The sequence below is a fragment of the Dysgonomonas massiliensis genome (assembly GCF_900240225.1).
Taxonomy (GTDB): Bacteria; Bacteroidota; Bacteroidia; order Bacteroidales; family Dysgonomonadaceae; genus Dysgonomonas; species Dysgonomonas massiliensis.
The window spans coordinates 184,786-197,306 of record NZ_OEPV01000002.1 but is presented as its reverse complement, the minus strand read 5'-3'; the positions used below and the strand labels follow the sequence as shown (position 1 = coordinate 197,306).

Sequence of the window (12,521 nt, the reverse complement as noted above, 5' to 3'; positions counted from 1 at the left end):
AAACTTCTTAATGTGTTTGTCTTGTTTTTTACTTAGTTCTATCTTACTCGAAGATGCCCAGCGAATCGCAATATGCAAGTTCGCCTTGTACAATGGACATAACTTCTTCGTCAGCAAATTCTTTATATTTGTCTTTACGGATGCTCTTCATGATATAAGCCATCATCTCGTCCTCATCGATTTCGATTGTTGTTTCGTCATCGGCGTCTTCATCCAACAAGCCTTTTGTTTCGTAGAAATCGTATACAACATCAATCACATAATTGATATCGTCGGCTGTTATTTTTTCTTTCATTTCCTGAGGCAGATAATTTTGGATATATTTTACCGCTTCTTCCTCATCGTATTGTAGCATGTCGTTGTTCTGACTCATAATGATTCATTTTAGTTATTATACAACAAAGATATAACATTAATAAGACTTCGCTTGTTCAAAAAGGTTAATTTTAAGAGATGACAATTTGCACTTTTTAACTATTTGCGAATATCTTTCAAGACCAAAACGGTCAAATATACAAGCGGAATAAGCATTATTCCAATGTACAAACCATTAGCGATTAGCGAACTTGGATGCATCAGTAATGACAAGCCAATACCAATCACAGCTCCTCCCAGATGGGCTTCGTGCCCGATATTATCGGTGTTGCGCTGCATTCCATATATCGAATAAAACAAATAACCAATTCCAAAAAGCCAACCTGGAATATAAAAATTAGGAATTAAGAAGAACCCAATCCCAATATGAGGATAGAGTGCAATAGATGCAAACAGAATTCCAACGACTCCGCCCGAAGCTCCAAGGGCTGTATAATAATTATCACGACGATGTACCAATAATGACAATAAACCTCCACCTAGTACAGCAGCAAAATAGATCAATAGGAATTTACCAGCACCAAGAAATGACACAACAGTTCCCCCAAAGAAAAACAATGTCAGCATATTGAATATAAGGTGCATCGAATCGCCATGCAGAAAAGCCGAAGTTATCAGTCTGTACCATTCTTTCCCTCTCAGTATAGCACCTACGTTAAAAATCAGTTTATTACGCAGATCAAAATTACTAAAAGCCATAATACTTGTTATAGAAGTCAGAACGATGATAAGTAATGGTAAATAGTCTTCTGAAGAAATGTTCATATTTGTTGGTTCTTATTTATTAATCACTTTATTTACTTTGCTTCTCTCGCGCAGCGAATACAATTTCATCAAACACGGAAAAGCTCGCCCGATAGGATAAGCTATACGAAATAACACTGATGGAAAAACTCGCTTTCTACTTCGTTCAATTCCGCGAACGATTGATTTTGCTACAGTTCCAGCCGATTGTTGCGGAAATGGTAGTGGAGTTTGCTCTTCGCCCGAAGCTTTATCGAAAAAGTCGGTACGTGTTGCCACTGGATAAACAGCCGTTATCTGCAAATTATCAGGCTTTTCGTATCGATATGTTTCGATAAATTGATGCAAAGCCGCTTTGCTGGAACAATAGAGCGAATAGCCCGGCAACGAAGCCATTGCTGCTCCCGATATGGTACACACAAATGCTTTCGATTCCGACTTTGTTTGAGCGACAAGCTTCTGCAACGAATAGATCGGCGAAAACACGTTCAGATTGAAGATATCTTCATTGTGTTTCCAATCTGCTTCGCCTAGTTTTTCGAGATAAGCAAATCCCGCATTTGCGATGAATATATCAATCTCGCCAAACAATGATTCAGCATATGCAAAAAGGGAATTTACACCTTCCTTATTGCTTAAATCTGCCGAGAAAGGAAATATTACTCCATCCATATCTGGTATCGAGTCTATATGACGAGCCACGGCTACAATCTTTACGCCTTCGTAAGCCGACAATAATGTCAGTAACTCGCGCCCGATTCCCGACGAAGCCCCAGTCAATATAATACGTTTACCTTTTATTTGCATAAGTTACCAGCAATACTTAATCGTGTAAAAGTACTATTTTTTTCGGTTCTCTTTAAATAGTGACATAGACAACTATCTAGCTTTTGTAAATAACACCACTCCTTCAAATGAAAAATCTGCAAAGAGAACCTTTCGGCATCTCCCTGCAGATTTCAAAAAAATAAACTCTGATTTTTATTTATATAGCGTTTTTGCTATTCCCATTTCAAGGCCGCGCAACTCGGCAATACCACGCAAGCGGCCAATGCCCGAATAACCCGGATTTGTTTTCTTATTCAAGTCGTCTAGCATCTGATGTCCATGATCGGGACGGAAAGGAATAGAAATTCCACGTTTGTTTTGGATCTCCAAATAACCTTTCATCACTCCGTACATATCCACATCGCCTTCCAAGTGATTTGCTTCGTAGAAATTACCTTGGTCGTCACGTTGCGTAGAGCGAAGATGAACGAAATTGATACGATCGCCCAATTCCACGATCATTTTCGGAAGATCGTTATCGGCACGTACTCCGAACGAACCAGTACAGAAACACAATCCGTTAGATTTGTTTGGCACTGCTGCTACCAATGCTTCGAAGTCTGCTTTCGTGCTTAGTACACGAGGTAAACCTAAGATTGAATATGGAGGATCATCGGGATGGATTGCCAATACAGCGCCAACTTCATCGGCTACGGGAGCAATTTCTTTCAAGAAATCGATCAAATTTCTGCGAAGTTTATCGGCATCAATACCATCGTAACGATTCAACTGAGCTTGGAATTCTTCGATTGTAAAGCTTTCTTCAGCTCCCGGAAGTCCTGCAATCATATTGCGTACAAGCAGGTCTTTATCAGCTTGGCTCATACCTTCGAAGCGTTTTTTTGCTCTAGCTATTTCTTCGGCTGTATATTCTTTTTCAGCATTCGGACGTTTCAACAAATAAAGGTCGAAAGCCATAAATGCGTCACGCTCGAAACGCAAAGCACGTGATCCGTCTTCTACTTCGTAAGCCAAGTCGGTACGTGTCCAGTCAAGAACCGGCATAAAGTTATAAGTGATAATCTTCACTCCGCACTGAGCCAGATTGCGGATGCTTTGTTTGTAATTCTCAATGTATTTTTTGTAATCGCCTTCCTGCGTTTTGATATGCTCATGCACCGGAATACTTTCTACAACCGACCATGTCAAGCCAATAGCCTCGATCATTGCCTTACGTTTTTCAATTTCTTCGACAGTCCATACTTCTCCGTTTTTTATGTGATGAAGTGCAGTCACGATGCCCGTTGCACCTGCTTGTTTGATATCTGACAGAGAAACCGGATCATTGGGTCCGTACCATCTCCATGTTTGTTCGCTAAGTATCATATATATAGTCTTTTATATTATTAATTTGATTTCTTAAATTGAAAATGCATCAAAACCTCCGTCTACAACAAGCACTGTACCTGTCACAAATTTAGAAGCATCGCTTATCAGATAATGAACTGCACCATGCAATTCGTCAGGCGATCCGAAACGGCGGAAAGGCGTATGATTGATTACGGATTTTCCACGATCGGTAAATGTTCCGTCTGCATTTGTCAATAAAGCGCGATTTTGCTCAGTGATGAAGAAACCCGGAGCAAGTGCATTGACACGGAATTTCTCACCGAATTTAGTAGCCAATTCTCCTGCCATATATTGAGTATAGTTTGTCACAGCAGCCTTAGCAGCTCCGTATCCGGCAACACGGCTCAACGGACGAAGCGCCGACATCGACGAGAAGTTAAGGATCACTCCTTCGCCATTATCCACCATTGCTTTGGCAAATACTGATGTAGGAAGTGCAGTACCGAAAAGATTAAGATCTACCACTGTTTTGAAATCCGAAATATTCAGATCAAAGATATTTTTATCAGGACCGATAGTTGCACCAGGCATATTTCCTCCGGCAGCATTGATCAGAACATCTATACGACCGAATTTTTCGATAATATCTTTTCTGTTCTGGATTAGTGAAGCCTCATCCATTACATCCGACTCGAAGAAAGAAGCCTTATTACCTGCCGCTTCTATCTCAGCAACTAGTTCTTCGCCTTTAGCTCTATTACGACCTAATATTACGATCGTAGCACCCTCGCCCGCAAGGTATTTCGAAAGACTGCGTCCTAATACTCCGTAGCCACCGGTGATGACCACTACTTTATTTTCAATACTAAAAAGAGATGTTTTCATTTTATTTTGTTTTCTGGTTGTTTTCAAATATCCTGGTAATATTTTAGGTTTGCCGCAGTAATAATATCTATCGGCATATAGTTTATATTTTTGATTTCTGCTTTCAAAATCGTATGACCGAACAAAGCTTCAACAGCACTGTATCCTTGTTTTTCGGGATGTTGCGATATAAGAAACGATACAACTCGCTTTTCAAGGAAATCTACATTTTTCTGAATCAAATCGAAGCCTATCATCTTGATGCCTTTTTTATTTTTCTTTTTAAGATAATCGGCCACATAATACGAACGGCTATTTAGCGTAACCAAAGTCTGAATAGCTACATTCGATTCGAACAATTTGTCCAAACGAGATTCATAATCTTTCAGATTTGTATTCAGATTAAAGAATACGAGACGGTCTTTCTGTCCGTTCTTCTCAAAACAATCAACAAATCCATTACTACGTATAATTGATTGCGTCGAAGCCTCTCCCTCAGTCAGTTTAAAATCGACTAATACTACCGCCCCTTCCGCCTGTGTAACGTTCAAAGCCAGTTCTGCCGTTGCATAACCGCTATCGTATGCATCCAGACCGAAATAAGCCAGCTCGTTGCAACCTTCAATATTCGAATCGACAAAGACATAAGCAACTTCTTTTTCATCCAGATAGGCAGTAAATTCTCTGACCATCTCTTCAAAGTGGGTAGCCAAGATTACTCCGTTTACATCGTCTTTACTTTTTACTGAATTTACAGCCTCAGCAAACGATCGCGATGAATATTGATCGTAATAAACAACATCGAGGTTCAGATTGCTATACTCTGTATTACTGACTGCCTTATAAAGACCTTTCTCTACACTTGCCCAATAATCGCCTTCCGAATTGGAAGGGATGACGGCACAAATATTCAGATTTTTTCGGCTCACCAAAGCCCTTGCAGTCATATTCGGTTTATAACCCAGTTCTTCTATTGCCTTCTCCACTTTCTGCTGATTTTCAACAGAAACACGACCGCGGTTATGCAATACGCGATCTACAGTTCCGGCCGAAACTCCAGCTTTTTTAGCAATATCCGATATGGTTATATTTGACATTTTAATTCTGTTTACAAACAAGTGTGTACGTACACACTTTGCAAATATACAACAATATCTTTACGATGAAAATAAAATCTATATTTTATAATTCATTAATAATCAAAACAGAGCATTGATCTATTTATTCTTTGTCACCGAATAATGAATCTTTATCTTTGTGAAAGCCAAAAAAAGATTGAAATGGAGACAGATAAAAAGAAGTGGAAGGTATTAAATTCCGAGTATCTAATCAAAGAGCCTTGGTGCACAGTCCGTAAAGACTGGGTTAAACTTCCAAGCGGAACCGAAATTCCTTCTTATTATATATTGGAATATCCGATGTGGGCTAATATCCTCGGCATCACTAAGGACAAACAATTTGTATTTGTCAAACAATACCGTCACGGATTAGGAGCAACAACTTACGAACTTCCTGCCGGAGTGTGCGATGATACAGACGCTTCATTTATGGATGCAGCCAAGAGAGAATTACTCGAAGAAACCGGCTACGGGAATGGCAATTGGTCACTACTGACAACCATATCGGCCAACCCGGGTACGCACACCAATATGTGCTACTGTTATCTGGCAACTGACATCGAAAAAGTAAGTGAACCTCATCTTGAAAATACCGAAGATCTGGATGTAGAATTACTATCACTCGACCAAGTGAAGCAAATACTTCTGAACGACGAGATTAAGCAGGCCCTACATGTTGCACCAATATGGAAATATATGGCCATAAACAAACTAATGTAAGTATTTCACTTTACAACAAAAGTTTATATCTTTGTGCTCCTGAAAAAACAATAAGAATCAAACAAGTAACACATTATGTTCGAAAGTTTAAGTAGCCGATTAGAGCGATCGTTTAAAATATTGAAGGGTGAAGGCAAAATCACCGAAATTAATGTTGCCGAAACACTGAAGGACGTACGCCGCGCATTGTTGGATGCCGACGTAAACTTTAAGACAGCAAAACAATTTACCGAAGTTGTTAAGGAAAAAGCGATGGGTGCAAATGTGCTCACAGCTGTAAAACCTCAACAATTGATGGTAAAGATCGTTCACGACGAACTAGCTACCCTGATGGGTGGAAAATCGACCGATATCAACCTGAAAGGTAATCCTGCAATCATCTTGATGTCGGGTCTTCAGGGTTCGGGTAAAACTACTTTCACAGGAAAACTAGCAAACATGCTGAAAACCAAAAAAGGCAAAAGCCCGCTTTTGGTTGCCGACGATATTTACCGTCCAGCTGCTATCGAACAATTAAGAATATTAGGAACTCAGATTGATGTTCCGGTTTACTCGGAAGAAGGAAATAAAAATCCGGTCGAGATTGCGAAAAATGCAATCAAACAAGCAAAACAAAACGGGAACGATGTGGTTATCATCGACACCGCTGGACGTTTGGCTATCGACGAGCAAATGATGAACGAGATTGCATCGATCAAAGAAGCAATCAATCCGGACGAAATCTTGTTCGTTGTTGACTCGATGACTGGTCAGGATGCTGTAAATACAGCTAAAGAATTCAACGAAAGACTAGACTTCGATGGAGTTGTACTAACAAAACTAGATGGTGATACACGTGGTGGTGCCGCGCTTTCTATCCGTTCGGTTGTAGACAAACCAATCAAATTTGTCGGAACCGGCGAGAAGATGGATGCAATCGACGTATTCCACCCCGATCGTATGGCCGATCGTATCTTGGGTATGGGTGATATCGTTTCGCTAGTTGAACGTGCACAAGAACAATACGACGAAGAGCAAGCTAAAGAACTGCAACGTAAGATTGCGAAGAACCAATTCGACTTCAACGACTTTATCGGACAGATACAGCAAATCAAAAAGATGGGTAACCTGAAAGAACTTGCTTCGATGATCCCTGGAGTTGGTAAAGCAATCAAAGACCTAGATATTGACGACGACGCATTCAAAAGCATCGAAGCGATTATTTACTCGATGACTCCGAAAGAACGTACAAATCCGGAAATCATCAACGGAAGTCGTCGCGAACGTATTGCCAAAGGTAGTGGTACCTCGGTTCAGGAAGTAAACAAACTGATGAAACAATTCGATCAGACTCGCAAGATGATGAAGATGATGACTCAGAACAAAGGCAAGATGCCTAAAATGAGAAGATAAGATTACCTAAATAATATACAGAAGGAGATTGCACACAACGTGTAATCTCCTTTTTATTTTCAGAAACTTTATCTATATAATAAAGCTCTTTGACACCTCTAACCTCAAAAAGTGAACCATCGTAAAAAATGATTTTTCTGTACACAAGTGTTACTTTTTAACAATTTGAAAAGAGTACAGAACGAACTTGTATGGATTTAACAAACAGAGATTTCAATATAAAATGCTATCTGCTTTATTTTTTGTAATTTTGTAGCTCCTTTTTCGGAAGGCACTAAAGTTTCATATCACATATGTCAGAATCAAGCAGTATATTTATAAAAGGAGCTCGCGTCAATAACTTAAAGAATATTGATGTTGAAATCCCACGCAATAAATTCGTAGTTATCACTGGACTTTCAGGCTCGGGTAAATCATCATTAGCTTTCGATACGCTGTATGCCGAAGGTCAACGTCGCTATGTAGAAAGCCTTTCTTCGTATGCCCGCCAATTCCTAGGCCGTATGAACAAGCCCGAATGCGATTATATTAAGGGTATTCCGCCGGCAATTGCTATCGAACAGCGTGTCAATTCGCGTAACCCACGATCGACTGTTGGAACTTCGACCGAGATATACGAATATCTGCGTTTACTATTCTCACGTATCGGAAAAACCATATCACCCGTATCGGGGCAAGAAGTCAAAAAACATCAGGTAAGCGACATCAAAGATCAGATGCTGAGTTATCCTGAAGATACACGTTTGAAAATTCTGACACGAATTGTTCTTCCCGAAGATCGCTCTTTGCACGAACAACTTGATATCTTACTGAAAGAAGGATATTCACGTGTAGAGATCAACGGAGACGAAGAATATATCGAAGATATACTGAAAGATAAGCAAAAGCTCAATCCAAGCATGACTTTGCTTGTTATCGACCGCTTGACAAGCGATCCAGACAATGCTAATCTAAATCGTTTTGGCGAGTCGGTAGAAACTGCTTTCTACGAAGGTAACGGCGAATGTATCGTTCGCTTCTATCCTCGTGATAAAGAGCCGGAAGAATTTCATTACTCGAAACATTTCGAAGCCGATGGCATCGAATTCGAAGAGCCTAGCGATATGATGTTCAGTTTCAATAGTCCAATCGGGGCTTGTCCGGTATGCGAAGGATTCGGTAAAGTATTGGGCATAGACGAAGATTTGGTTATTCCCAACAAAAGCCTTTCGGTTTACGAAGATGCTGTTCTCTGCTGGCGTGGCGAGAAAATGGGCGAATGGAAAATGAATTTCATCCGTAAAGCGGCAAAATATGATTTTCCTATACATCGTGCATACTACGACCTAACAGAAAAGGAAAAGGACTTCCTTTGGCACGGAGCTAAAGACGTGGAAGGAATCGACGCATTCTTCAAGATGGTCGAAGAAAACCAATACAAAATACAATACCGCGTGATGATGGCTCGCTATCGCGGGAAAACAACTTGTCCGGCATGTAAAGGATCGAGATTGAAACCTCAGGCACTTTATGTCAAAGTGGGAGGTAAATCTATTGCCGATCTTGTTGTGATGCCTGCTACCGAGCTAAAAGACTTTTTCGATAATATTGAACTATCTGAACAAGATGCTCTCATAGCAAAACGCCTGCTGATAGAAATAAAGAATCGTATAGATTACCTGATTAAAGTCGGATTAGGATACTTAACTCTAAACCGCTTATCCAACACTCTATCGGGCGGCGAAAGCCAGCGTATCAATCTGGCTACATCGCTTAGCAGCAGCCTTGTAGGTTCGCTATATATTCTTGACGAGCCAAGCATCGGACTACATTCACGTGATACCGACCTACTGATCAATGTTCTGCGTGAACTTACAGCTTTAGGTAATACGGTAGTTGTCGTTGAACATGACGAAGAGATCATCCGTGCCGCCGATTACATTATCGATGTCGGTCCCGAAGCAGGTAGTCATGGAGGGCAAATCATCTACCAAGGTGATGTAGCAGGATTGCAACTGAAATCGGATAGCTACACAGTTAAATATCTGACCGGAGAAGAAAAGATTCCACTTCCAGCAATTCGTCGTAAATGGAATAATTACATCGAAGTACATGGTGCCCGTCAGAACAACTTGAAAAATATCAGTGTTAAGTTTCCTCTGAACATTATGACAGTCGTAACAGGTGTCAGCGGATCAGGAAAATCATCTCTTGTCTGTGATGTTCTTTGGACTGCTCTGGAGCGCGAATACAAAACTCGTGGAGGAGAACAAAAGATAGACTTCGACCGCTTGGATGGCGACCTTGGCATGATTAAAAATATCGAGATGGTTGACCAGAATTCAATTGGAAAATCTACCCGTTCGAATCCGGTAACCTATATAAAAGCATATGACGAAATCCGCAAGCTATTTGCCGAACAGCCATTGGCCAAACAGTTACATTTCACACCAGCATTCTTCTCATTCAATGTCGAAGGCGGCCGTTGCGAAGAATGTGCCGGCGAAGGAACTATCACTGTCGAAATGCAGTTCATGGCAGACGTCACACTCGTTTGTGATGCTTGTAAAGGCAGACGCTTCCGTAAAGATATCTTAGATGTCAAATATCAAGACGCAAGCATATACGACGTTTTGGAAATGACTATCGATGATGCAATCGCATTCTTCGAACGAGGAAAAGGCAATACCGAGAAGAAAATCGTTAAACGTCTGAAACCCCTGCAAGATGTAGGTCTTGGATATATCAAGCTGGGGCAATCATCATCTTCACTTTCGGGAGGAGAGAATCAACGCGTAAAATTAGCTTCACATCTTGCCGAAGAAAAAGCCGTTCCTACCCTATTCATTTTTGATGAACCCACAACAGGATTACACTTTCACGATATTCGCACACTACTCAAAGCATTCGATGCGCTTGTAGCACGTGGACATACACTTATCATCATCGAACACAATATGGAAGTTATAAAATGTGCCGACCACATTATCGATATAGGTCCTGAAGGTGGTAAAAATGGAGGTCGTGTAGTGATAGAAGGAACACCAGAGCAGGTTGCAAAATGTAAAGACTCTCATACCGGAAGGTTTCTTATTGATAAGCTATAAGTATGGACCATATAGATCATACTGCAGTCAAGCAAGCCGTATATGAGATCGTACGTATGATCCCTCGAGGGAGAGCTACTAGCTACGGAGCCATTGCTAAAGCGATTGGTTATCCCAATCAATCGAGACTGGTAGGACGAATAATGAGCCAAGCAGCCAACGAATCAGAAGCTGTTCCGGCTCATCGTGTAGTTAATAGCCAAGGTATACTATCAGCCAAAGCTGCATTTGGTCCGGCCAATCAGATGCATCAACTCCTGGAGGCCGAAGGCATCACTATCATCAACGATAAAATACAGCACTGGAAAAAGGTATTTTGGAATCCTCTCGATGAGATCCTACTCTAAGAAGACAAAACCGATCTGACACTTTTACTCAATTTGTCAACTGTAAGTGACAAATCACACCCACTTTTTATGAAAATTTATCGAAAAGAAGTTAACTTGATTTAGGTTTTGCCACACTGTTGTTAAACAAATTTAAATAAGTGTGATTTCGACTCTTAACGTTTGGATTTTACCTTTCGGCCCATTACCTTTGTAATGTGTTTTTCATAGTATTAGATTTAAGGTTAACAATGAAGATTGGTTGTCGTGAGACAACCTTTTCTTTTTTATATAAACACCATCTCTTAGGTCAATTAAAAAATCCCCTATCTTTGCAAATGAACAATAGAAAAATCGGAGCAACGATGAGAAAAGGAATCTTTATTCTGACATTTATACTAACAACAATATCTATGTACAACTGTAAAGCAAAAGATCAAATTGTAACTATACAAACTAGCTATGGCGACATAAAAGTCAAATTATTTGATGAAACACCACTCCATAAAGAAAACTTCCTAAAGAAAGCCAAGGAGGGCTATTTTGACGACCTCACATTCCATCGTGTCATCAAAGACTTCATGATACAAGGTGGAGGAGCTAAGAATCCGGAAAACGAAAGAGAAACCGTTGATGCCGAATTCAGATTCCCTGAAATGATACACAAACGTGGTACACTAGCTGCAGCCCGTTGGGGAGATGACGTAAATCCTGAAAAAGCATCAGATGCAGGACAGTTCTATATAGTTACGGGTAAAACTTTCAGCGACGAGAAGCTTAGTGAATTTGAGAAACAACGTTTCGAACGATTGAGGCAAGCAATATACAACAAAATACAAAGCGAAAGCATGGATGTACTAAAGGCTTTGTATAAAGAAGGAAATAAAGCAGCTATGAACGAACTACGCGAAAGCTGGCGTACACAAGCTGACAAAATTGCAAATGAAGCAAAACCCAAGACTTTATATAGTACCGAACAACGCGAGATATATAAAACAATAGGAGGAACTCCTCATTTGGACGGAGAATACACAATATTTGGTGAAGTATTAGAAGGGATGGATGTAGTCGACAAAATACAAAATGTAGAGACTAATGAATACGACAAACCTTTGAAACCTATCGTATTAAAAGTATCCATAGACAAGCAGAAATAATACAAAAATCAGATAATATACTCTGATACATGCGAATACATAAGAAGGAAAGGCAACTGTTGTTGCCTTTCCTTTATTATACTACAATATTGAATTATCTTGAGTAATAGTTCTTAGCTGAATAGGCCTCGCCATTTTTCGAGACAAAGGTAATCAACCACCAATCGTCCGATTCGGGAATGTCTTTAGTCCGAGCTCGCAGAAAATTATCAAACTTATTCATCTGTATAGCATCAAGAAAAGTTAGAGCCTCGTATGGCGTATCCGTAACCTGAACCTGAGTAAATTCACCCGACAATCTATCTTCTTTCTTTGCATTATGAAATGTTATCATCTTGTTATGATAAACATACGTAACACACTGATAGATTCCATCATCAGCTATGGTTTCGACCAAAACAAGCGAATCAGTATCTAACAATCCTTTGTTTATCGCCTCGGCAAACAATTCACGCGCATTTACAATATCCTCCTTAGAAGCAAACGATTCAACTACGGCATCATTTACAGCTGATAGCAATGCTTGCTCTTCTGCCGTAAGTTTTTCTCCAGAGATACATTGTGTAAAGCCCGTTATGGCCAATATACTAATCAAGAATGCAATTAATTTTCGCATCGAAC

At 40.1% G+C, this 12,521-nt stretch carries 12 protein-coding genes; 5 read left to right on the top strand and 7 right to left on the bottom strand.

The window, feature by feature from the left end:
- Positions 1–43 precede the first annotated feature (43 nt).
- From C1A06_RS03065 to C1A06_RS03040, 6 genes are all read right to left on the bottom strand, one after another.
- Positions 44–373 (bottom strand): hypothetical protein, encoded by a 330-nt coding sequence (locus tag C1A06_RS03065; protein WP_101688754.1) that lies wholly within the window; start codon positions 371–373, stop codon positions 44–46.
- A gap of 101 nt (positions 374–474) precedes the next feature.
- On the bottom strand, positions 475–1,140 hold the full coding sequence (locus tag C1A06_RS03060) for a rhomboid family intramembrane serine protease (protein WP_101688753.1): 666 nt from the start codon (positions 1,138–1,140) through the stop codon (positions 475–477).
- Between the two features lie 12 nt (positions 1,141–1,152).
- Positions 1,153–1,926: an SDR family NAD(P)-dependent oxidoreductase gene (locus C1A06_RS03055; RefSeq protein WP_101688752.1), complete on the bottom strand. Its 774-nt coding sequence runs from the start codon at positions 1,924–1,926 to the stop codon at positions 1,153–1,155.
- 174 nt (positions 1,927–2,100) lie between these two features.
- Positions 2,101–3,273, bottom strand: a complete 1,173-nt coding sequence (gene uxuA, locus C1A06_RS03050; protein WP_101688751.1) for a mannonate dehydratase — start codon at positions 3,271–3,273, stop codon at positions 2,101–2,103.
- Between the two features lie 33 nt (positions 3,274–3,306).
- Entirely contained in the window at positions 3,307–4,122 is an 816-nt protein-coding gene (locus C1A06_RS03045; protein WP_101688750.1) for an SDR family oxidoreductase, read from the bottom strand.
- 23 nt (positions 4,123–4,145) lie between these two features.
- Entirely contained in the window at positions 4,146–5,198 is a 1,053-nt protein-coding gene (locus C1A06_RS03040; RefSeq protein ID WP_101688749.1) for a LacI family DNA-binding transcriptional regulator, read from the bottom strand.
- A gap of 183 nt (positions 5,199–5,381) precedes the next feature.
- Here C1A06_RS03040 and C1A06_RS03035 point away from each other — a divergent pair, with 183 nt between their 5' ends.
- The 5 genes from C1A06_RS03035 to C1A06_RS03015 all read left to right on the top strand — a co-directional run bounded on the left by C1A06_RS03035 (position 5,382) and on the right by C1A06_RS03015 (position 11,900).
- The gene (locus tag C1A06_RS03035) at positions 5,382–5,939 is read left to right on the top strand and encodes an NUDIX hydrolase (RefSeq protein WP_101688873.1); all 558 of its coding nucleotides are present in this window, start codon (positions 5,382–5,384) and stop codon (positions 5,937–5,939) included.
- 75 nt (positions 5,940–6,014) lie between these two features.
- Positions 6,015–7,331 (top strand): signal recognition particle protein, encoded by a 1,317-nt coding sequence (ffh, locus tag C1A06_RS03030; RefSeq protein ID WP_101688748.1) that lies wholly within the window; start codon positions 6,015–6,017, stop codon positions 7,329–7,331.
- Positions 7,332–7,624: 293 nt separating this feature from the next.
- Positions 7,625–10,417, top strand: coding sequence for an excinuclease ABC subunit UvrA (gene uvrA / locus C1A06_RS03025; RefSeq protein WP_101688747.1), 2,793 nt, complete (start codon positions 7,625–7,627; stop codon positions 10,415–10,417).
- A gap of 2 nt (positions 10,418–10,419) precedes the next feature.
- Entirely contained in the window at positions 10,420–10,764 is a 345-nt protein-coding gene (locus C1A06_RS03020; protein ID WP_101688746.1) for an MGMT family protein, read from the top strand.
- A gap of 344 nt (positions 10,765–11,108) precedes the next feature.
- The gene (locus tag C1A06_RS03015; protein WP_245871991.1) at positions 11,109–11,900 is read left to right on the top strand and encodes a peptidylprolyl isomerase; all 792 of its coding nucleotides are present in this window, start codon (positions 11,109–11,111) and stop codon (positions 11,898–11,900) included.
- A 94-nt stretch (positions 11,901–11,994) separates the two neighbouring features.
- Here C1A06_RS03015 and C1A06_RS03010 read toward each other — a convergent pair whose 3' ends face one another.
- Positions 11,995–12,516 (bottom strand): hypothetical protein, encoded by a 522-nt coding sequence (locus C1A06_RS03010; protein ID WP_101688745.1) that lies wholly within the window; start codon positions 12,514–12,516, stop codon positions 11,995–11,997.
- Between the last annotated feature and the right edge of the window lie 5 nt (positions 12,517–12,521).